Source organism: Acinetobacter sp. SwsAc6 (assembly GCF_013391565.1).
GTDB lineage: Bacteria > Pseudomonadota > Gammaproteobacteria > Pseudomonadales > Moraxellaceae > Acinetobacter > Acinetobacter cumulans.
This window is the reverse complement of record NZ_JACAXE010000016.1, coordinates 67863-90346: the sequence shown is the minus strand read 5'-3', so window position 1 is coordinate 90346 and position 22484 is coordinate 67863. Positions and strand designations below refer to the sequence as shown.

General features: G+C 39.3%; 21 protein-coding genes and 2 pseudogenes. 17 read left to right on the top strand and 6 right to left on the bottom strand.

Annotated elements, in window-relative coordinates; genetic code table 11:
- The 7 genes from HYG93_RS11905 to HYG93_RS11875 all read left to right on the top strand — a co-directional run.
- The coding region (locus HYG93_RS11905) for a phage tail protein (RefSeq protein ID WP_178962506.1) at positions 1 to 1877 on the top strand (1877 nt) is incomplete at its 5' end.
- The gene (locus HYG93_RS11900) at positions 1870 to 2751 is read left to right on the top strand and encodes a hypothetical protein (RefSeq protein WP_178962505.1); all 882 of its coding nucleotides are present in this window, start codon (positions 1870 to 1872) and stop codon (positions 2749 to 2751) included. The genes HYG93_RS11905 and HYG93_RS11900, both read left to right, overlap by 8 nt.
- 47 nt (positions 2752 to 2798) lie before the next feature.
- A complete protein-coding gene (locus HYG93_RS11895; protein ID WP_178962504.1) occupies positions 2799 to 3185 on the top strand; it encodes a hypothetical protein in 387 nt (128 codons plus the stop codon).
- A 97-nt stretch (positions 3186 to 3282) separates the two neighbouring features.
- On the top strand, positions 3283 to 3480 hold the full coding sequence (locus HYG93_RS11890) for a hypothetical protein (protein ID WP_121523713.1): 198 nt from the start codon (positions 3283 to 3285) through the stop codon (positions 3478 to 3480).
- A 76-nt stretch (positions 3481 to 3556) separates the two neighbouring features.
- Positions 3557 to 4144 carry an N-acetylmuramidase family protein gene (locus tag HYG93_RS11885; RefSeq protein ID WP_178962503.1) on the top strand — a complete coding sequence of 196 codons (588 nt, stop codon included), beginning with the start codon at positions 3557 to 3559 and terminating at the stop codon, positions 4142 to 4144.
- A complete protein-coding gene (locus HYG93_RS11880; protein ID WP_178962502.1) occupies positions 4141 to 4581 on the top strand; it encodes a hypothetical protein in 441 nt (146 codons plus the stop codon). Before HYG93_RS11885 ends, HYG93_RS11880 begins: the two co-directional genes overlap by 4 nt.
- Before the next feature lies 1 nt (position 4582).
- On the top strand, positions 4583 to 4756 hold the full coding sequence (locus HYG93_RS11875) for a hypothetical protein (RefSeq protein ID WP_178962501.1): 174 nt from the start codon (positions 4583 to 4585) through the stop codon (positions 4754 to 4756).
- A 13-nt stretch (positions 4757 to 4769) separates the two neighbouring features.
- On the opposite strand, the gene HYG93_RS19435 is transcribed toward HYG93_RS11875, so the two are convergent.
- The 3 genes from HYG93_RS19435 to HYG93_RS11865 form a co-directional block, all read right to left on the bottom strand.
- Complete coding sequence (locus tag HYG93_RS19435; protein WP_256733465.1) at positions 4770 to 4904, bottom strand: hypothetical protein; 135 nt, start codon at positions 4902 to 4904, stop codon at positions 4770 to 4772.
- A gap of 71 nt (positions 4905 to 4975) precedes the next feature.
- The gene (locus HYG93_RS11870; protein WP_178962500.1) at positions 4976 to 6271 is read right to left on the bottom strand and encodes a Y-family DNA polymerase; all 1296 of its coding nucleotides are present in this window, start codon (positions 6269 to 6271) and stop codon (positions 4976 to 4978) included.
- On the bottom strand, positions 6268 to 6831 hold the full coding sequence (locus HYG93_RS11865) for a LexA family transcriptional regulator (protein WP_178962499.1): 564 nt from the start codon (positions 6829 to 6831) through the stop codon (positions 6268 to 6270). The genes HYG93_RS11870 and HYG93_RS11865 overlap by 4 nt, the downstream gene beginning before the upstream one ends.
- Before the next feature lie 478 nt (positions 6832 to 7309).
- Between HYG93_RS11865 and HYG93_RS19680 the strand changes: the two are divergent.
- Together HYG93_RS19680 and HYG93_RS11860 are read left to right on the top strand one after the other, a co-directional pair.
- Positions 7310 to 7430: pseudogene (locus HYG93_RS19680) on the top strand (site-specific integrase); the annotation flags it as partial.
- Between the two features lie 17 nt (positions 7431 to 7447).
- On the top strand, positions 7448 to 8065 hold the full coding sequence (locus HYG93_RS11860; protein ID WP_120366473.1) for a hypothetical protein: 618 nt from the start codon (positions 7448 to 7450) through the stop codon (positions 8063 to 8065).
- 47 nt (positions 8066 to 8112) lie between these two features.
- On the opposite strand, the pseudogene HYG93_RS19430 reads toward HYG93_RS11860, so the two are convergent.
- A pseudogene (locus HYG93_RS19430) lies at positions 8113 to 8418 on the bottom strand (ATP-dependent helicase); the annotation flags it as partial.
- A 133-nt stretch (positions 8419 to 8551) separates the two neighbouring features.
- Entirely contained in the window at positions 8552 to 8980 is a 429-nt protein-coding gene (locus HYG93_RS11855; RefSeq protein ID WP_106986726.1) for an OsmC family protein, read from the bottom strand.
- Positions 8981 to 9127: 147 nt separating this feature from the next.
- Here HYG93_RS11855 and crp point away from each other — a divergent pair, with 147 nt between their 5' ends.
- The 8 genes from crp (at position 9128) to HYG93_RS11815 (ending at position 19989) form a co-directional block, all read left to right on the top strand.
- Complete coding sequence (gene crp / locus HYG93_RS11850) at positions 9128 to 9838, top strand: cAMP-activated global transcriptional regulator CRP (RefSeq protein WP_106986727.1); 711 nt, start codon at positions 9128 to 9130, stop codon at positions 9836 to 9838.
- Between the two features lie 229 nt (positions 9839 to 10067).
- On the top strand, positions 10068 to 11117 hold the full coding sequence (locus tag HYG93_RS11845; protein WP_117007029.1) for an NADP(H)-dependent aldo-keto reductase: 1050 nt from the start codon (positions 10068 to 10070) through the stop codon (positions 11115 to 11117).
- Between the two features lie 427 nt (positions 11118 to 11544).
- Positions 11545 to 14124, top strand: a complete 2580-nt coding sequence (gene clpB / locus HYG93_RS11840; RefSeq protein ID WP_106986728.1) for an ATP-dependent chaperone ClpB — start codon at positions 11545 to 11547, stop codon at positions 14122 to 14124.
- 216 nt (positions 14125 to 14340) lie between these two features.
- Positions 14341 to 15171 carry a hypothetical protein gene (locus HYG93_RS11835; protein WP_106986729.1) on the top strand — a complete coding sequence of 277 codons (831 nt, stop codon included), beginning with the start codon at positions 14341 to 14343 and terminating at the stop codon, positions 15169 to 15171.
- 3 nt (positions 15172 to 15174) lie between these two features.
- Positions 15175 to 16719, top strand: a complete 1545-nt coding sequence (locus HYG93_RS11830) for a GH3 auxin-responsive promoter family protein (RefSeq protein ID WP_178962498.1) — start codon at positions 15175 to 15177, stop codon at positions 16717 to 16719.
- An 8-nt stretch (positions 16720 to 16727) separates the two neighbouring features.
- Positions 16728 to 17894 (top strand): N-acetyltransferase, encoded by a 1167-nt coding sequence (locus HYG93_RS11825; RefSeq protein ID WP_106986731.1) that lies wholly within the window; start codon positions 16728 to 16730, stop codon positions 17892 to 17894.
- Positions 17895 to 18037: 143 nt separating this feature from the next.
- Positions 18038 to 18430, top strand: a complete 393-nt coding sequence (locus HYG93_RS11820; protein WP_106986066.1) for a hypothetical protein — start codon at positions 18038 to 18040, stop codon at positions 18428 to 18430.
- 50 nt (positions 18431 to 18480) lie between these two features.
- The gene (locus HYG93_RS11815; protein WP_171406345.1) at positions 18481 to 19989 is read left to right on the top strand and encodes a nuclease-related domain-containing protein; all 1509 of its coding nucleotides are present in this window, start codon (positions 18481 to 18483) and stop codon (positions 19987 to 19989) included.
- Between the two features lie 153 nt (positions 19990 to 20142).
- Here the strand turns inward: HYG93_RS11815 and rlmKL are convergent, their stop codons facing one another.
- Positions 20143 to 22347 (bottom strand): bifunctional 23S rRNA (guanine(2069)-N(7))-methyltransferase RlmK/23S rRNA (guanine(2445)-N(2))-methyltransferase RlmL, encoded by a 2205-nt coding sequence (gene rlmKL, locus HYG93_RS11810; RefSeq protein WP_106986063.1) that lies wholly within the window; start codon positions 22345 to 22347, stop codon positions 20143 to 20145.
- Positions 22348 to 22484: the final 137 nt, after the last annotated feature.

Below are 22484 nucleotides of genomic sequence, written 5' to 3'. Positions count from 1 at the left end.
AAGATGGAGAAAATATTCTGTTTTGCGCAGCAGTCGATGCGGTCCCTGGTGGTTCGGCTGCGGGTATTTATTTGTATGTACGGTATGACAGTGAAGGCATTAAAGCGAAAGAGGCTGATATAAATCCAGCTCACATCATCCGCGAGTGTCTTACAAATCCGCTCTGGGGTATTGGTGTTTTAGAAGCTGACATTGATGATATGTCATTCAGAAAATCAGCGGATACGCTTTATACAGAAAAAATGGGCATGTCGATTAAATGGGATGACTCAACTTCGATTGAAGAATTTATCGAAATTATCAAAACCCACATTAATGCTGAGCTGTATTTTGATAAGTCAGATGCAAAGTGGAAGCTGTATTTAATTCGTGCTGACTACAATGTTGATGACTTAGATCATTTAAATGAAAGCCATGTGCAGAATTTGGAATTTGAACGCCGGACGCTGGCTGAATGCATCAACTCAGTCACGCTGACGTACTGGGATTGTGAGCGCTCAAAAGATTCAACTGTGACAGTTCAAGACATTGCCCGCATTGCCCAGCAAGGCGGTGTTGTGTCCAAGAGTGTTGACTACAAAGGGTTTACAAATAGTGAGCTTGCAAGCCGTATTGCTTATCGTGAACTGCAGACCTTATCTGCAAATCTAGCCAGCGTGTCTTTTGATGTCACAGAAAGTCAGGTTCAAAACTGGCATCTTGGCAAGCCATTTAAGTTATCAGATATCAGTTATGGTCTAAGTGGCGCAATTTTTCGAGTCAAAGAAATGCGCTTTGGTGACGGCATTAACAACACTGTTTCAATAGATGCTGTTGAAGATTCATTTAGCAGTCCGATGCAAGCTGTTGTTGAGTATGTACCGCCAATCAAGACAATTTATGGTGCTAAAGATGCCACCGCAATCGCATTTGAAGTGCCTTATATCGAACTTGTGGAACAATATGGTCAAGATGAAATCGACGTTAAGCTCGAAAATAATCCTGATCTAAGTTACGTCGGTATGGCTGCAATTCGGCCAAACAACTCGCATATCAATGCTGCATTATTTAGTGATGCAGGTGCCGGCTATGACGAAGTTTCAATTCTTGATTTCTGTCCATGTGCTGAACTGAAAACTGCAATTTCTTATTCAGATTCTTTTCTTCAACTTAACAATGTTCGTGAGTTTAATTTAGTCAAAGCGAGCAATCGATTTCAGATTGGATCTGAACTCATGAGCGTTGTCAGTTTTGATACTGAAGCAAAAACACTGACAGTGAAGCGCGGTGTATTCGATACAGTACCAACTCAGCATTTAGCAGGAGCGATGCTGTTTGTTTGGGATAATTATTCAGGCTTAGATAGCACAGATTATTTAAGTGGTGAAGCTGTATCACTCAAAGCTTTAACGCAGACAAATGCTGATCAGTTAAGTATTGCTGAAGCAACGGCACATGAGGTCACGTGTTCTGCGCGTGCTATCCGTCCATATCCACCAGCCCACGTCAAAATCAACGGTGAATATTATCCTGCAGAAATTGAAACTGATTTGATTCTGACGTGGGCTGACCGCAACCGCTTGCAGCAAACTGGCGGTGATCCGCTAAGTTATTTCGATGGCGGGCTTACAGCTGAGACAGGCACACTCTATCAACTTGTTCTGATTGAGCGTGATGAGAATGCAAGTGTCCTGCGGACACAAAATCTTAGCATTGGAGCTGTGAATACATTCACTTTTGCTACGTCTGCGATGCACGTAAACACGCGCACAATACAAATTATTTTGAGCTCATTGCGAGATGGTTTTGAAAGTTATCAAGCTTTTGATTATACAGTTGAATTGTCTCAATTCTTCAGTGCACCCTATGACTTAACAGTTGAGTTTAAAAATGATTAATCGTTTAGAGCTAAATTGGAAACTGGACGGCTTTGTCGATGAGCAGCGTTATTACTGCTCTGAAATAGCTATTGATCCACTTAATCCGCCACTTCCCAAGGCAATATTGGCTAGTGATGTGCGGACATATACAGATACGGCAATAGATACTGGTAAAACATATTATGTTGCAGTTGGATCTGTGAAAAATGGCGTTGAGAAAATTAGTGATGAAATAACCGTGTCCACAGGCGATGCTTATTTTAATGATGTTGATTTACTGATTGTTGCCGATACTGAAGCGAATTCATATATTGATCACTCAAATAATGCTCGCACGATCACAAAACGTGGGTCGATGTGGTTAGAAATGCATGATGGGAAAAAATGCATAAAATTCAACGGTTCAAGCTATGTCTCAGGTAACACAACAAACGGAAGCCTTATTTCTGCAATTAGTGCGCTAAGTACAGGCGATTACACAATTGAAATTATTGCAGCATATCCAGCAGCACAGACTGGTGGTGCTCGATTGTGGGAAATTGGCACTGAAGATGCAAATAGGACAGCTATATTACCAGCTGGTTCTGGCTTTGGCGGTGAATTGCTTTTAAATAACTCTGTAAAAGCAACTTACAGCAATATCTACTTTGATTCTGTGCTAAGAAACCACACTCTCATGAGAAAAGATGGCATCACTGCTTATTATGTAGACGGCATCAAAATTGCTCAAACTACTGATGCTATCAATATATCAGCAGATCGCATCACAATCGGCGCTGCGCTGGTTTTCAATGGTCCATTGTTGGGATGGATGCACGCTTTACGCATCACAAATGCAGCTCGATACAGTGAAACTGGTTTTACGCCAGACTCAGAGTTTCAAAAGTTCTAAGCACCCGAAGGTGCTTTTTTATTGCCAAAAATTTAGGGGGAAAATAAATGGAACCAGTGTCCACAAGCGGTTTCGCAGCTTTTTTAAAATTTTACGGTGTTGCAGTCGCGGTGACTTTAGCCATCTGCTTGGTTGCAACGGTTGTCATCATGATGCGCTTGCCACGCTCACCACAAGAGTGGGCCGTGGGTTTGATTTGTACCGTTGTATCCAGCCTTACTGGAGGTGCTTTCATCATCGTGAAATGGGGCCTACATGAGTGGGTAACTGATATCTGGGGAATGATTGCCTTAGGCGGTTTCTTTTTCGTATGTGGTTTACCTGGTTGGGCAGTTGTACGGTGGACTTTTAATTTTATTAACAAACAAGAAGGCAAAACGATAGTTGAAGTTGTGAAATATTTGAAAGAAGCAAAGGATGATCTTAAGAAATAATTGTTAATTATTGATAAGTAAGTCACATTTATTTCTTGTATGGTTGTTTTGTTGTCACTATAATCCGCACAATTAGATTAAATTGTGAGTCTTTTCCATGCATACAATTTTGTGGGATGAAGAAAGTGTTTTTCCAGAGAAGATTCAATCTTTTAAGAAGTTCTTAAAAAAATATCTAACATCACTGAATTGCACTGAACTTTTGCAGAACAAACCATTTAACTATGACTCAGAAAATGATGAATTTTTGAACCCAGATATCCAAGAATATTATGAGCTTTGGTCTATGGCTTAATGCTGACTAAAGCTGAATACTAAATTGTAATTTATACCGCCTTAGGGCGGTTTTTTTATGTCTAAAGGAAAGTGAAATGAGTAAAAAATTAACGGATTCGCAAATTCTATCGCAAGCTAAAGCACTTGGAGTTGAAGCTACAGCGCTTAAGGCTGTGATCGAAGTGGAATGCAAGAGCTCTGGTTTTAATGCCAACAATACACCAGTCATTTTGTTTGAACGCCATGTGATGCGACAACGTTTAATAGCTAATGGCCAATCTAAAATTGCTGATCAAATGATGATTAAGCGACCAGATCTATGCAGCAAAACTGATGGTGGTTATGGCTTATATTCAGCACAACATGGTCGTTTGAATGCTGCTGCTCAGTATCATCGTGCATCAGCTTTAGAGTCTGCTAGCTGGGGTATTGGGCAAGTGATGGGCTACCATTGGAAGTCATTAGGTTATGAATCTTTGCAGGCATTCATTAATGCCATGTATAAAGATGAAGCCTCACAATTAGATGCTATGTGCCGATACATCAAGGTGAATAGCCTGGTCAATTCATTAAAAAATAAAGACTGGAAAGCCTTTGCTCATGGATATAACGGTAGTGCTTATGCAAAGAATAGTTATGACGTGAAGTTGGCCAATGCGTATAAGAAGTGGGGTGGTCAGTGATTAAAACAACAATCCAAACATTTTTAGCCAAATTTTATGAAGCCGTCATTATCACACAGACGGCTTTTTTATTGGCCGTAGTTTTGTTTGCAGGCTTTAAGACCTGGCAGGCAGATCACTACAAAACAAAATTTGAAGGTGCAGAAGCGGGCTATCAAGTCAAACTCAGCGAAGAAAAACAGCAACACATAAATGATCTAGCAAAAATTCAAGCAGAGCAGATCAAGGCCTTGGGAGATGTTCAAAATGCAGTTAATGCAGCAGGAATCAACTTTGAAACAATGCGCATCGAATACAGCAAGTTCACAGAGCAAATTAATCGTGAATTGCAAACGGTCATTGCTGACCCTAGTTATCGCAACAATTGCTTTAACGCTAACGGGGTGCAACTCGCTAATAAAGCCAAAAACGATAGTGGTAACGCAAAGCCTCCCTGATTTGCCAGCAAATCTTGCTTCATCATGCGCTGAATCTCAAGACTTGAAAACTGGCCGTGGTGACGAAGTACTGACATTAATGGTCGATGATCGGCGTAAGCTTGTTGAATGCTATTTGAAACATGAAAGTATTGTGGAGCTGTGGAAAGAGACGCAACAAAAAGCCCTCAAGTGAGGGCTTTTTTTGTTTAGCAAACAATGATCGTGCAACGCTCAATAAACTCACCATCAGTTTTATATAGATCAATAAACTCGCCAGGCTTACCATCTGATTCATGCAAAGCAACAAGGGTTCGGGTGGATTTGATAAATATTGCGGTCATTTTCAACTCAAGAAATACGAAAAAAAATTATTGTTAAACAGCATTTGAAAACTTTCAAACCCTACACAGGTTTATTCACCAACCTTTAACATCCCATCTACAGAAAAATAGTTTTGAGTCAAACGATTACGACTCATCGACCAACCTCGATTTGGTAGTTTACATGGTCCAATAGCAAGGAACTTATCACCGAATTTCTCTTTCACATAATCTAAAGCGGACTGTAACTTTTCATCGACTTCAATAGCATCAGTATCTGCCAACAAGTCGTGAATATAAGTTGCTTTAGACTCAATGCCTGTCAATATCACACCACATTTCTTAAATTCAATTCCTTCCTTATAAATCTCATTCATTTGCTTCATTATTGCTTTAATCATTACTGCGGCTGAGTCAGTCGGTTCAGCCAAACCTATGTTTACAGACTTATTATAAAAAGGGCGATCCTTATCGAATGGATTTGATTGTGCAAATGCAATAACACATCCGCAGAGGCTTCCATCTTCACGCAGTCTTTTAACTGCAGATTGCAAATAAGCACTCATTGCTTCTTTTAAAGAATCCAAGTCAGTCACGCGTTGGCCAAACGATTTTGAGCTGATGATTTGCTTTTTGCTTGGTGGTGTTTGCTCTAGTTCAATACATGCGGTACCAGTCAGTTCTAGAACCGTTCTTTTCATGACAACAGAAAATTGTTGCTCAATATGTTGAGGGTTCGAGAGTGCTAAATCTAGAACAGATTTAATACCCATCGATTCCAATTTTTTTGTGTGCTTACGACCAACACCCCATACTTCAGACACTTCAATATCATTAAGCACATACTCTTTAATGCATGGATCCATCTCTACAAAATTGCAAATGCCGTTAAAGTGCTTGTTTTTCTTAGCTACATGGTTCGCCATTTTAGCTTCAGTTTTGGATCGTCCAATTCCTATGCAAACTGGCAGGGCAAGCCATTTCCATAAAGCATCTTTAATATTTTGAGCAATCTGATTTACATTTTGATTTGAATAAGATGTGAGATCAGCAAATGTCTCATCAATTGAATATTGCTCAACATCCTTTTCGCTGACGAAGCATTTAATTGTGTTTACGAATCTCCGGCTCATTTCAGCATACACAGCGTAATTGCTAGAAAGCACCTGGACATTATGCTGTTCAACAATATCTTTGATCTTAAATAAAGGAACGCCCATTTTTATGCCAAGGTCTTTAGCTTCTTGGGAACGTGCAACAGCACAGCCATCATTGTTACTAAGTACGATGACAGGGCGATTTCTTAGTTTAGGCTGAAATAAACGCTCACAGCTGACATAGCAGTTATTGATGTCAATGAGCGCGATAATTCGATCTTGTGAACTCATCTAAAGCTCTTGATTACTCGAGTAACAACACCCCAAATCTCTAGAGTCTGCCCTTCATTGAAGTGAATATCTGGGAAGTCAGGACTTTCTGCTTTCAACCAACGCTCATTTCCTTCAATCATTAAGCGTTTTACAGTGAAGTCGTTATCAATGCATGCAATCACAATATCTCGATGTTTCGGTTCAAGACTACGATCGACGATCAGCTCATCATTAATATCTAGGCCAATATTAAGCATGGAGAGAGAATTTACACGGACCATGAATGTTGCGTTGGCATTACGAATTAAGTGTTCGTTAAGATCGACTTTTTGATCAATATAATCTTGAGCTGGTGATGGAAAGCCAGCTTGTACACGCTCAACTGCGAGAGGAATCTCGAGGTGTGTAATAGGATCGATTTGGCGAACATCTGAAATTTCTACTTCTTTTTTAGGCTTATTGAGGTAGTCTTTTATTTCCAAAATGCGAGATGCAGGTACGCGAATAACCTTAGTTGCTTCCAGTTTTTTACGACCAGCGCCAATTCTAAAGCCACCGTGTGTTATGATTTCAGACATAGGATTTTGATAGTTGTAACAGTTATCAAGATTCTAATTATTGCTTAAATTAAATTCAAATCTATTAAATCAAGTAAAATCAATAGGAAGTCAGAATCAGTCGCGCAGTGTTTTGGTTTTAGATAAACGGTTTAATATTTTGTATGTTGAACGACAAATTTGCGTCATTTTTTTGTTAAGTGACTGTTATTAATTAAATAAGCTTGTCTTTGACATCGTAGAGGTCTCCAGTTCGAGTCTGGATATACCTACCAAGATTCAAACTATATGTTATAAGGGTTTTAAGCTAAAACAATAGCTTAAAGCCCTTTTTTTATGCCCACAAAAAAATTATAGCTTAACCGCACTTACTGCAAAATCACTATTTATGCCGATTATGTGGTTAGATTTACGTCAAGAATTTTTAGAATTTACGTCATGAAATTACCAAAGCCTCGCAAACGCGATGCAACGTTTTATATTGAAATTATGATCAATGGTTCCCGTGGAAATACTGGTAAAGGTCACTGGGCATAAAACCATAGATATATTGGTGAATACGTATTACAACCCGACGGCTATCTATGATAGCCAAAATGTTGAATAATAGTTCCCATTGAATGGGGCTTTTTTAATAATGAAGAAAATACATATTGCTATTTTGATTGTGACAGGGATTTTTTTAGTCTGTTTAGCAATTTCAATTTTGATAAAAAAATTCTTTTCTGTGGATGGGGATTATCTTTCTGCTTCAGCTACTTTGGTTGCCGCATTAGTAGCGGCTTATCTCTATAGCGATTGGCGCCACCAATACAAAGTTGAACTTTTCGAACGAACAAAAAACAAGATTCATGATTTGTTTATTAATGCAGAAGGAGTATTCAATAGATTGCATTTATTATTCGTTAATTCAGAACCTAATAAAATCGATATTAAAGAACTGGTCCAGCTACAAATAGAATATCAAGGGGCTATAGATATCTTAACTTCTGAACTTGATTTTTATGAACAATTACTTTCCAAGTATCAACCTAACGATTTTACAATAAATTGTTTGCCAACTAACGCAAAAAAAATGCTGATGACAAATACACGAAAGTTGCACCCTAAGCTTGAAAAAAATAAGGATTATGAGTGCTTTACAGAAATTCAAAAGCAGTTATCAAATAATGATATTTATGAAGAAAATTTAAAGCTTAAAGTTTTTACTAATAGTGATTTGCAAAGATTAATCATTAAACTCCTAGATAAATAAAAAGGGCATTAAGCCCTTTTTAATGTTTCCGTCTAGCGCCACACTAGTACACGGAAGCCTTTTAGCTTTGTATTTTCATCAGAAACCACTTTGCTGAATTTCCAATTGCTGCCAAGGCATTCAACGAGCCATGGCAAGTTTTCATAATTGATTGTGTACACTTGGGCTTTCTGGCGAAGTGCTTTTTCACGTTCTTTAGGCGTTCCAATAATTGCAATGACCTTAAGCTTGCACTTTTCTAAGTGCTACTATTTCTTTGCTTCATCAGGCCAAGTGCTCGCCGTAATTCGTAAAGGAGCAATTACCAAAGCAGGGCCCAGTTCAAGCACTTCGAGAATTTCTAAAGCGGTTATCGGCAGCTTAGAAATATCACAAAGGTACTGCCCACAACTCCCAATCAAATTCTTCACAAATTAGTAAATTCTCAAACATAAAAAAGCCCTAACACGAATTAGGGCCAATTTATGCAAGCTTTGGGTTTAAGTTTTAAACCGCTTCAGCTTCTAAAATTTCAAAATCATGGGTAATTTCTACGCCACCGTCCATGAGCATTTTGCTCGCAGAACAATATTTTTCAGCAGAAAGCTCAACCGCTTTCGCCACTTGCTTTTCTTTTACACCTTTACCTGTAACTACAAAGTGCAAATGAATTTTGGTAAATACAGCAGGAATTGTGTCTGCACGTTCAGCGCTTAAGTCACAACGAACAGCTGTAATATCTTGGCGTGCTTTCTTTAAAATGGTCACAATATCAAAAGAAGCGCAACCACCAAGGCCATTCAAAATCAATTCCATTGGACGCGGACCGCGATTTTCACCGCCGTATTCTGCCGAACCATCCATGATTATGCTATGACCGCTCTGAGTTTTTGCCTCAAATGCAACATTCTCTAGCCAATGAACACTTGTTTGCATTGCAAGTCCCTAAAAAAAGCTATAAATTTACGAAGTACCTGTACACTAACATAAATTGAGCTGATAAGGAATTTCATCTCTTGCGTGTGACACGTTCATTTTAGGTCTTGTGCGATCTATAAATTATCCATATTCGGAACTGTTAGCATGACTTCAAACTTTTCACAACTTAGCACAGATGCACTGTCACCTGGCCAACTACCAGACTCAGTGAAAGCATTATTAAAACGTGCATATATCAACCGTTACCCAAAACGTACAACGATCGTTGATGCAGGGTCAGAATCTAAATCTTTGTATTTAATTCTGAAGGGGTCTGTATCCATCATTCTTCGTGAAGACGATGAGCGTGAAATTGTCGTAGCATATTTAAATGCGGGTGACTTTTTTGGGGAAATGGGTCTATTCGAAACGAATGCACAACGTACTGCGGAAGTCCGTACGCGCGATGTGTGTGAAATTGCCGAAGTGACTTATGAAAACTTCCACGAACTCAGCAAGCAATATCCAGACTTGAGCTATGCTGTATTTGCACAGTTGGTCCGTCGTTTGAAAAATACGACACGTAAAGTGACTGACTTAGCATTTATTGACGTGTCAGGCCGTATCGCGCGCTGTTTGATCGATCTATCTTCGCAGCCAGAAGCGATGATTCTTCCAAATGGCCGTCAAATCCGTATTACACGTCAAGAAATTGGCCGTATTGTGGGTTGTTCGCGTGAAATGGTTGGCCGTGTTCTAAAAACGCTTGAAGAACAAGGCATGATCGAAACAGATGGTAAAGCAATTCTTATTTTTGATGCTTCATTAGAACAAAATAATGACTTCACATCTGAAGAATTTGATGACGAAGAATAAGTTCTTCTGAATTACTAAAAAAGCAAATCTTCGGATTTGCTTTTTTTATATCTGGCATTTTTAAATGTTGAAAAAGTCAACGACATCACATGTGTAGATTTCTGCAAAACTTGGATAAAAATATGATTTTTGCCAAAGGCATAATTAGAGTAGTCTTAAATTGGATTGAACAAGACCTTATTTAAAGTTCAGGCTCATTGAATTGAGTACGAACATGGAAGTAAACAATATGCAATATAAAGCACTGGGCCAATCTGGCATTCTGGTTCCTGAAATTTGTTTAGGCACAATGACCTTTGGCGAACAAAACACTCAAGCCGAAGGTTTTGCACAATTAGACTATGCCTTAGCGCATGGCATAAATTTTTGGGATACGGCTGAAATGTATCCAGTACCACCCAAGCCTGAAACGCAAGGTTCAACCGAACAAGTCATAGGCAATTGGTTGGCACAGCATGGTGGCCGAGACAAAATTATTTTAGCCAGCAAAATTGCAGGACCTTCACAGGGCGGTAGTCAAATTCGAAATGGTCAAACCCGCTTTATTGCCAGTGAAATTGAATCTGCGCTTGATGGTTCTTTAAAACGCTTACAAACAGACTATATCGATTTATACCAATTGCACTGGCCACAGCGCCCAGCCAATTTCTTTGGCACATTGGGTTATGGCAATGCAGAAGCCAATGATCCACGAGAAGTCACAGCACTTGAAGAAACCCTAGTTGCATTGAGTGACGAAGTTAAAAAAGGCCGTATCCGTCATATAGGCTTATCTAATGAAACGCCGTGGGGCACTTTAAAGTTTTTACATCTGGCAGAAAAGCTTGGCCTTGAAAAAATAGTCAGTGTACAAAATCCATATAGCTTGCTTAATCGTAGTTATGAAATTGGTATGTCTGAAATTGCTAAGTATGAGGGCGTAGGCTTATTGGCTTATTCACCCTTGGCATTTGGTTATTTAACGGGTAAATTCCGCCATGGCGCGCGTCCAGCCAATGCACGTGTGACTTTGTACTCACGCTTTAGTCGTTATAGCAACCCAGAGAGTGAATGGGCGACCGAGCAGTATGCGCAACTTGCTGAACAACATGGTCTCAGCCTGACTCAATTGGCATTGGCTTTTATTAAACAGCAGTTCTTTGTCAGCAGTACCATTATTGGCGCAACCAATTTAGATCAACTCAAAGAAAATATTGATGCCTTCACCATAGATCTGTCAGCAGAGCAATTACAAGGGATTGAAGCAATTCATCGCCAACAGCCAAACCCAGCACCTTAATTATAGGTAGATGTCTACCGCTAAAATGCCTTCCAATTGAGAAGGCATTTTAAATTTTGATTTTCATTTTTATCAATGAAGCATAAGTGAGTGCCATGTTCATTACAGTGCAATAAAAAAATGCCATAAGATTGTACTGAAATGCCAATGTCGTCTAGCGGATATAAGCGCATATTAAGCGAATACGATCTCGTCTTTTATACAGTGCGATACAGATTTTGATGTGCCAATCTAAGGTTTAGGGCTGAGCTAAGATTTTTTTAAATCCACTGCTTGAAATTATGATCAATTGTACCAATATTAATATTGAGTTATATCTAAAATATAAATTAAGTTTTTAAAAAATATAATAAAAATAATCTTGAAATACCCAATTTCACACCCATATATGTATCAAGTTAAAAATTTGTTGTGAGGAATAACAAGAATGCGTTTTGAAAAATTCACAAACCGCCTACAGCAAGCATTATCTGATGCACAATCATTGGCTGCGGGCAAAGATCATACGGCAATTGAAGGCATTCATATTTTATCGGTACTACTTGAAGAGCCGTCAAATCAAAGCCTACTTCAGCAAGCAGGTGCGAATTTAATTGAGCTTAAAGCCAAGCTACAGCAAGCGATGAAAGATGCAGCTACGCTGGCAAATCCAACAGGGGATATTAATCTAAACCCAGATGCAGTAAAGGCACTCAACCTCGCGGATAGTTTTGCCCAAAAAGCGGGTGATGAGTTTCTTTCTACGGATTGGGTGCTATTGGCCTTAGTAGAAACAGGTAAAACAAAAAGTATTTTAAATAGTGTGGGCGTAACAGCAGACAAGTTACGTACATCAATCGAACACATTCGAGGTGGCGAAGCAGTGATGAGTAATAACCACGAAGATCAACGTGATTCACTCAATAAATATACCCTAGACTTAAATGCACGCGCATTAGAAGGGAAACTCGATCCAGTTATCGGGCGTGACGAAGAAATTCGCCGTACCATTCAGGTGTTATCACGTCGTAGCAAAAATAACCCTGTGCTGATTGGTGAGCCAGGTGTGGGTAAAACCGCAATTGTTGAGGGGTTAGCGCAACGCATTGTGAATGGTGAAGTGCCTGAAAGCCTCAAAGGTAAGCGTGTATTATCTCTTGACCTTGGTGCGTTGTTAGCAGGTGCAAAATACCGTGGTGAGTTTGAAGAACGTCTTAAAGCCGTTTTGAAAGACTTAGCTAAATACGATGGTGAAATCATTTTGTTCATCGACGAATTACACACGCTGGTAGGCGCAGGCAAGGGCGATGGCGCAATGGATGCAGGCAACATGCTTAAACCTGCTCTTGCGCGCGGTGAGCTCCGTTGTGTCGGTGCAACTACCTTAGATGAATACCGTCAATTTATCGAAAAAGATGCAGCTTTAGAACGTCGTTTCCAAAAGGTGTTGGTCGATGAGCCAAGCGTAGAAGATACGATTGCCATTTTACGTGGTTTGAAAGATAAATACGCGACGCATCATGGTGTGCAAATTCTAGACTCAGCAATTATCGCTGCGGCAAAAATGTCACACCGTTATATTACAGATCGTCAATTGCCAGACAAAGCTATTGATTTGATTGATGAAGCGGCATCGCGGATTAAAATGGAAATTGACTCAAAACCTGAGCCATTGGACCGTTTAGACCGTCGTTTAATTCAGTTAAAAATGCAACTTGAGGCGGTGAAAAAAGATGCAGACTCTGTATCTAAAGTAGAAGTTGAACACCTTGAAAAGCAAATTGCTGAAGTTCAAAAAGAATATAGCGATTTAGAAGAGGTTTGGATTGCTGAAAAACGCTTAGTTGATGGGACCAATCAAGCTCAAATTGAGTTAGATAAAGCCCGTACAGCATTTGAAAAAGCACAACGTGAAGGTGATTTAGCCGAAGCAAGTCGTTTGCAATATGGTGTGATTCCAGAGCTACAAAAACGCCTGAATGAAGAGGAAGTCGCAGAAGTGAATGAGGAACCTAAACTCATTCGTACCAAAGTGACTGAAAATGAAATTGCAGAAGTCGTTAGTGCTGCTACAGGTATACCCGTGGCAAAAATGCTTCAAGGTGAACGTGAGAAGTTACTCCAAATGGAAACATTCTTGCATAACCGTGTGGTAGGTCAGGACGAAGCTGTGGTTGCTGTGTCTAATGCAGTACGACGTTCACGTGCAGGTTTATCCGATCCAAACCGTCCAAGCGGTTCATTTTTATTCCTTGGGCCAACGGGTGTAGGTAAAACTGAATTAACCAAAGCTTTGGGTAATTTCCTATTCGATAGTGACGATTCGATTATTCGAATTGATATGTCAGAATTTATGGAAAAACATTCGGTGAGTCGTCTCGTTGGTGCACCTCCGGGCTATGTTGGTTATGAAGAAGGCGGTGTGTTGACTGAAGCTGTGCGCCGTAAACCATATAGTATTGTGTTGTTTGATGAAGTTGAAAAAGCGCATCCAGATGTATTTAACATCTTATTGCAAGTCTTGGATGATGGTCGTTTGACTGACTCACAAGGGCGCTTAATCGACTTTAAAAATACGGTGATTGTCATGACTTCGAACCTAGGTTCAAGTGATGTACGAGAACTGGGCGACAATGCAAGCGATGACGAAGTCAGAGCTGTGGTGATGGCTGCAGTGAGTGAACATTTCCGTCCGGAGTTTATTAACCGTATTGATGAGTTGGTGGTGTTCCACTCACTGAAAAAAGCACAAATACGTGGTATTGCCGACATTCAATTGAATCGTTTACGTGCTCGATTAAGTGATAAAGATATGAGTTTATCCGTAGATGACAGCGCATTTGATCAATTGATTGAGGCAGGTTTTGATCCATTATATGGTGCTCGACCATTGAAACGTGCGATTCAACAACAAGTGGAAAATAGCTTGGCGCAAAAAATATTATCGGGTGAATTTGTTCCTGGTGATACGATTTTGATCCAAGGTATAGATGGTGAACTTCAATTTTCAAAAATGAAATTAAGTTAAATAAATCACACTTTTAATAATAATCATGAAACCAATCTATTTTAACTAGGTTGGTTTTTTTACATTCATCGCATTTATTGTTGAAATACGTAAAGCAGATTGCATTTCAATATTTGAACGCTCTAATATGATTCGCGGTCGTCGAGACCACATGAGCCAAAGATAAAAAACAAAAAATAAAACCTGCTGGATAGCAGATAAAAAGGAAGTTGAAAAATGATGGAATTTAAACTCTGGCGTCAGCTGAAACGCGAGCCATATAGTGAATACCGCAATTCAGATTCAATTACAGTGAAAGAGCTCAAACGAATGTATGGCATATATAAAAAATATTATGCCAATACACGCTACGAAATTTTTGAAAAGGACTTTCTCGAAAAAACTGGTGTATTTTTAATTATTGAGCCTGTTAATAAGCAAATTGTGGGCTTTTCTACAGTAACCGAGCGTGATTTTGTTGTGAATGGTAAAGCGCGACATGCCTTTTTTAGTGGTGATACCATTATTGAAAAAGAGTATTGGGGCAATCGTGCGCTGACACGTGCAATGTATCGCTATATTGTGAGCTTTAAATTACGTTATCCATTGGTACCTGTGTACTGGATTCTCATTTCCAAAGGCTTTAAAACCTATCTGCTGTTGGCCAATAACTATTACAGCTACTATCCACACTATGGTGCTAAAAATAGTCATCTTAAAGATTTTGTAGAGTCTTATTGCAAAGAATATTTTGCAGAATACTATAATGGTGAAACAGGGCTACTGAATTTTGGTGAAGATTACCAACCCCTAAAAGCCGATGTCGCACCAATTTCCAATGAGATGCGTCAAAACAACACAAAAATTGCTTTCTTTGAAGAGAAAAATCCAACATGGGTTCAAGGTACGGAATTACCATGTGTTGGGGAGTTACGCTGGAGTGACTTGTATCGCTACGTCAGTCGATTTATGACCAAAACAGTGAGCGCGAGTAAGCATGACAGTAAATTTATACCTAAGCGAATGCTACGAGTTGAAACCATGAGTTCAGATTCGAAGGTGGCATAAGTTATGGGAATGATACTTGCGGCCTCGCATCGGGTTTTGGAGCTTGCCTGTCGTAAAGCGTATTTACGTTACCGCTTACAGGCTGATCAATTAGAAAAAGTACAGCGCAAAAAGCTCAAACAGTTTCTAAAAGAAAATTATTCGCAAAATTTAAGTTATGAAGATTTTGCGAAAAAGTTTCCATTAACGCGATATACAGATTGGAAAGATAAAATTGAACAGTCGCGCCAAAGTGGAAAAAACCATTTGGCAGCCAGTAAGGTGATTCGTTTTCAGCCTACAAGTGGTTCTAGCGAGGCACTCAAGTTCATTCCTTATACGCAAAATTTTTTAAATGAACTCGATGAAGCCATAGGTCTATGGCTCACTAGTTTATATCGACAACATCCACAACTCAAAAATTCGACACATTATTGGTCGGTGTCTTGGTTGCCAGAAAGTCAGCGCCAGTTACTCGAAAACAGTAACTTAAATGATGATAGTGCATTGCTAAATGTGACAAAGCGTTTTTTAAGTAAAGTAACTCAAGCTGTGCCTGTAGAAATTGCGATGGCGGAAACAGCAGATGATGCCATGTTTGCAACGGTGACCTATTTGGTTGCTGATAAAAACTTGGGCATGATTTCGGTATGGAGTCCAACCTTTGCCTTGCAATTACTTGATATGGTACAGGAGCACCAAGAGGAAATATCTGCTGTGCTTCGAAGTGGACAATGGCAACGCAAAGGTTTAAATTTTTTACAGGCACCAAAATCATGTGAGCAAAGTTATAAGCTCAACTTGATGGATTTTTCCAACCCCAAGTGCTGGAAAAAGTTATGGTCAAAGCTTAGTTTGATTTCTAGCTGGGATACTGCGAGTGCACAGCAATGGGCATTACAACTGCAACAACGCATTGCAGATGTTGCTTTTGAAGGCAAAGGCCTATGGGCAACTGAAGGCGTGGTGACAATTCCATTTGCAGACAAATTTCCACTCAGTTATCAGTCGCATTTTTATGAGTTTTTATTACAAGATACGGTGCAAGCCATTCCTGCATGGCGCTTAAAAAAAGGCGATATTGTAAGTCCAGTGATTACGACGGGTTCTGGCCTGACCCGCTATGTGATTGACGATGAATTAGAGGTGATCGACTTTTATCATGATGTACCATGCTTCCGTTTTTTAGGGCGCAAAATGACCGTCGATTTGGTTGGTGAAAAGCTTGATCATAGTGCTGCAATCAAAGTACTGGCCGAATTTAAACAAGATGACTATTTGCCAATTAGTATTTTAGGTATTGAAAACTGTACACAAAAAAAACCGCACTACGTCATGCTCAGTGAGGGTGATCAGGCTAAAGTGCCGAGTGTGCAGGCGCTAGACCAGCTGTTAAAACAAAATTTTCATTATGAATTGGCGCGTGATTTGGGCCAATTAGATGAGCCTGAAATTAAACATGTAGCAGATGCTTGGGATTATTACAAAACCCTAGCCATGAAAAATGGCATGATTGAAGGCAATATTAAGCCTGAGCCGTTAAAGAAAATGAAAACAAAAATAATTTGAGAATACCGATGAGTATAGATGTATTAGAAGATCCAGTAGAAGAACGCTTATTTTACCGCTCGAACAATGAACCTAACTTCATGGTTCGCTCTGCAACACCAGCAGATGATCAACAGTTGATGCGTTTGATTGCTGAAACAGTTCCTAGCAATGGGATTACATTGTCTTATGAACGGGCACCAAGCTATATCAATGCAAGTCAGGCGCAGTACAATCGACCTGATATTAAACTTGTGGTTCCTGTTGATGATCCTGATTTGGTGATTGGGATGATGAACTTAGGTTGGCGTTACTGTTATATCAATGGCCAACCTGATTTAATGCGCTATGTGGCAGACCTGCGTATGCACCAAGAGTATCGAGGGGCGAAGGTCATGCGTTTATTGATGGATTATGTCTATGATGAAATCCCATTAGATACGATTTTCCAAAGTGTGGTTTTAGAAGACAATAAATTGGCATCGGGTATTTTGCATAACGAACGTAAAGGTTTTCCTTTACCCTATTATTATGATGATATTCGGACCTTTACGGTGTCACAGGCACAAAAACCAGAGCAATATCACCAGTTTCAATTTCGTGTATTAACCCGTGACCAAATTGATCATGCAAATGCATTTATGATTGAAATGAAAGAGCATTTTAATTTTCTTCCAAATTATGATTTTAATGCTTTGGCCGAAGGCCATCATCCTTATTGGAAAGGTATGCAATTAGATGATTTTTATTTGATGCGTGATCAAAACAATAAATTGGTAGGTATTTATGGTTTGTGGGATCAGAAAAGTTTTAAGCAAACTCGTGTGTTAGATTATTCACGCCCGCTTAAAATGATGAAGCCTTTTTATAATGCCTATGCAAAATTTCGTGGCGTGCTTTCTTTGCCTAAAATTAACGGCACCTTTGACTATTTAATGTTGCACAGTCCTTTATGCCATCCAGAGCATACGGACGTGTTTGCAAGCTTAGTATTTCATGCCAAAGAGCAGACTAAACGCCGTGGTAAAGAAACCTATTGTATTACTTTGGCACAAAATGACCCGCGTATTGCATGGATGAAAAATACCACATCACATATTTTAAAAGCTAAGCATTATTTACATAGCTTTAAAGCGAAACCCTATGACAAATTAGATCGTAGTCGAATCACATATTTTGATGTAGGCCGTATTTAAACGAACTTATGTAAAATTCAGTTTGAGCAAAAACTACCGTTAGGTGGTTTTTGTATTTATGCTGGATCAATGTTTTTGATTTATTTACATATAATTAATAAGAAAATAGAATTAAAAACAGGGATTAAAAAAGTGTAATTAGAATGAAAGTTGTATTAATTATGGTGTTGTATAGCCTTTTGCTGACTTGGGGTACAGGAAAGGTATTGGATGCAATGTCTCCTGCATTGGATACTTTTGGACTAATCTTTGGGTTTATTGTTATTTATTTCATTTTAAATTTTTACTATTCGCAGTTAAAACAAAACTATGATCAAAAAGTACAACAACATTATCTTAAGCTTCAAAACTTTGATTGGTACTGCCAAAAATTCCCAGACTCGCATAATGGTAAAGGTGGAAATATTTGTTGCAATCGTTGTAAGAGCCGATCGATTCAAACAGAAAGTATTTATAACGACGGATCATACTTGATGTTTAATTGTCGAAATTGTGGCAATACCTTGTTTTACACAAAACAGGGAATCACATCATGAGTATACATTGCTACTTTGGAGATTTCAGTTCGCATACGCAAGAGCTGCGAATGTTAGATTCATTTTTGAATCAATTACAACTCGATTGGGCGACCGAAAATAAATGGATATATATCATTTATAATGCCATTTGGGATGGTCAAGAAATTGACATGGTTTGTTTTACTGAACATGCGATTGTGGTTGCCGATTTCAAAAATTACACAGGCAAGTTGGGTGGCAAAGAAAATGGCCCTTGGACAATGCTTACACCCAGTGATGAAATGATAGAAGTAAAAGGAGGGAATCAACTCAATCCTTTTGTGCAAATCCGAAAAAATAAATACGTGGTCATGGAGTGGTTAAATGCACAGCAGTTTTTTAGCCAAGATAATTTAGGCTTTATTTCTGGCGCGATTTTTTTTACCGAACTTATAGAGGTTAATCTCGCGCTTTCTAATTCGGTACAGAAGTGGTTGCATGTATCGGACATTCCGCATGCTAGCGAGTTGTTCTCTCATATTCATTCTCCGCAAATCGCATTGACTGAAGTTGAAGTGTTGGCGCTGATTGAGCGTTTAAATGTGACACCACATGAGTGGAAACATCAAGCACCGCAAGAGATTCGTTACCAACCGTTTAAACACCCTGTACAGGAAGATCCACTTAACACTTTGACCTATGTCACTGCAACACACGACCTCACTCAAGAAATTGAAGCAACAAAGCCCGTGTTTGTTACTCAAGTGATTTTGCCTTTGGTGATGGCACTCGTTTTATCTTTTGTGATTAGTGGTTTATATCGTCAAGGTGCGTTTAATGGTGTACAGGACTTTATGTTGCAAGCAGTATGGCAAGCTTTTTCTAAGCCAAAAAATCACACGACAGATGTAGAGGATGCAGAGCCAGAAACGACACAATTAGTGACTCAAGCTACGCAGTCCAAATTAAAGCAGGCAAAGCTTGATCAACAAACAGTTTCAGAGAGTCCAGCATCGAATAAGGTTCAGTCTATTGAGAGTGATCAAGCAGCGCATAAGGCTTTACCAATCTCTGAATTATCCCAATTTATAAACGCAGACTCTAAGCAAAATACAATATTTGGCTTTGTACTCGGTCAGAGTCGTTATGCAGAGGTCAGTCAGCAATTAACTGAGTTAAAAAATGTGCAAGCCAATAGTTTTGAGGGAACTGTGATTGCCAGTGCTATTAACCCGAAGCAAATTTTGATCAATGGCCCAGCCATAGAATTTGAGCGCTTAAAGCAAGTACATTTCTTTTTTGATCAACAACATGTATTAAGTGCAGTACGCTTTAGTCTAAATAGTGCATTTGAAGACCAATATAAAGATACGTTTTATGCGCAAACTCAGACCTTGAAGCGGCTCAAGTTTGAAAAACTCAAAGGCGAACTTCCACACGTGGGGGACATGTATGCAACGTTCAAGCGTAAGCAAGATTATGTCCACATGGTGCAATATCACATGGGCGGTTTTCAAGTGCATGTGACATTTATGACGCCATCGGTATATCAGAAACATATTGTTGGGCAAGAGCTTCAAGCATCTGCGCTGTTTTAATTAGGTTTTAAAGAATGATGTAAAAAGCCTTTTAAAAGATGTGTTCACTCATATTTTGAATGGTATTTGCAAATCGTTTTAAGCAATTGCATTCCATTCCATAAAAAAAGAGGCCTTTATAGGCCTCTTTTTTAGATCTAAAGACGATCTAAATTACACTGGCGGATGAGTGATTTTCCATGCGCGGTGAATTTTGGTATTACGTTTGAAGTCAAGACCAATAGTTTCGTTGCTGATTTCTTTCACATCAAACATCGCTTCGATTTCTTCGTTCATCTCAAAACCACGGTAGTTATTTGAGAAGTATAAAGTACCTTCAGTGGTTAAGCGGTTCATGGCACGTTTAATCAATGAAATGTGGTCACGTTGTACGTCAAAGGTACCGTAGAATTTCTTTGAGTTTGAGAATGTTGGTGGATCAATAAAGATCAAGTCATATTGTTCATGACCTTCTTTTAACCATTCAAAACAATCGCTAGCAAAGAATTGATGTTGTTCATCTGCATGGTCAACAGTTAAACCATTGAGCACGAAGTTTTCTTTAGACCAGTTTAGGTAGGTATTTGAAAGATCGACACTTGTTGTGCTGGCAGCACCACCTAAGGCAGCATGTAAACTCGCTGTAGATGTGTAGCTATACAAGTTTAAGAAATGCTTACCGCGTGCTTCTGCAGCAATACGTAAACGCATTTGACGGTGATCAAGGAACAAACCTGTATCTAAATAGTCGGTGAGGTTAACTAAAATTTTAGCTTTACCTTCTTGAACGATAAAACGTTTCGATGCAGTACTTTGTTTTGTATACTGAGTTTTACCTTCTTGGCGTGCACGGGTCTTAATAAAGATCGCATCGCGTGGTAAACCTGTAACAGCACGAATAGATGCCAATGCCAAGTTAAAGCGTTTTTTTGCTTTTTCAGGGTCGATTGTTTTTGGTGGCGCATATTCTTGTACATGCAGGCGATCACCGTATAAATCGACAGCGACATTAAAGTCTGGTAAGTCAGCATCATAAAGGCGTAAGCAGAAGACATTTTCTTTCACAGCCCATTTTTTCAGGTTCTGCATGTTCTTTTGCAAGCGGTTGGTAAAATCTTGCGCACCTTCAATGGCTTCAAACTGTTGCGGTTGCCAAGTTGCCAAGAAAGGCTGTGCAACTGCAGTAGGTTTGATTACACCAAAGCGGATATAAATAGGTAATTTACCATTCATTAAGCGCAAAATTTGTGGCTCATCAAAAGCCAGAACATCGGCCTGTTCAACGGCAGCTGCAATAACTGCTGCATATTGATTTGGGAAATTCTTTTGCAAGAGTGCAGAAAGGCCCAAATACAATGCACGGTTAGATGCTTTGTCACCTAAACGTTCGCCGTATGGCGGGTTGGTTACGACGAATGAACGCTTACCAACAGCTTGGAAGTCTGGCCAGTCAGCCAAAGTACGTTCTTCAATTTTGATTTGATCGAGTACAGATTCAAAACCAGCAGCAATAATGTTTTGTTTGGTGGCTTTTACGGCTTCCCAATCTGCATCATAAGCATAAAACTGAGGTAATGGTTGTGCTAAAGCTTGAGCATGACGCTCAGCAGCTTCCGCTTTAATGCTCATCCAAAGTTCATGGTCATGACCGTTCCAACCATTAAAACCAAAACGACGCACTAAACCAGGCGCACGATCAGTCAAAATCATCAGTGATTCAATAATAAACGTACCAGAACCACACATTGGATCTAGGATAATTTCAGGATTACGTTCTTTTAGTTTTGCTTTTTGCAGAATAGCGGCTGCTAAGTTTTCTTTGATTGGCGCATCCGTCATATAACGACGGTAACCGCGTTTATGTAATGAGTCACCTGATAAGTCTAGGCAGTAGGTGTGTTCTTTTTTGCCCGCCAATACATAAAGTGTGATTTCAGGTTGCTTAATATCGATGCTTGGACGTTTGCCAACCGCTTCCATGAATGAGTCAACAACACCATCTTTCACACGTAAAGTTGCAAATTGGCTGTTAACTTTAATATCACGCTCAATATGTAGGCGTACAGCAAAGGTACTTTGTGGTGCAAAAATAAGCGACCAGTCAAAGTTAATTGCACCCTCATAGAGCTCTTCGGCAACATCACGCGCATCGTGAGTGAAATCAAGTTCATGTGTATGGATTGGTGTTAATACACGTGATGCAAGACGTGACCACATACAAATGCGGTAAGCATCTTCAAGTGTGCCTTTGAAAACCAAACGACCCGGGAATTGTTCAATATTTTGAACACCTAAACCTTCAATTTCCTCGCGGAGTAAGGTTTCAAGTCCATCTGCACAGGTGACCCAATATGTAGAAAGACGCGGTTTCGAATTCATGTAAATTTCCAAAAGCAAAAAAAGCAATCGACTATTTTAACGTATTTTCGACTATTTGGGCGCTTCATCTGCATAGGATCATTAAGAAATATTCAACTTTTAGCACAATCGCTGAAATTAGATATTGGTATTAATCA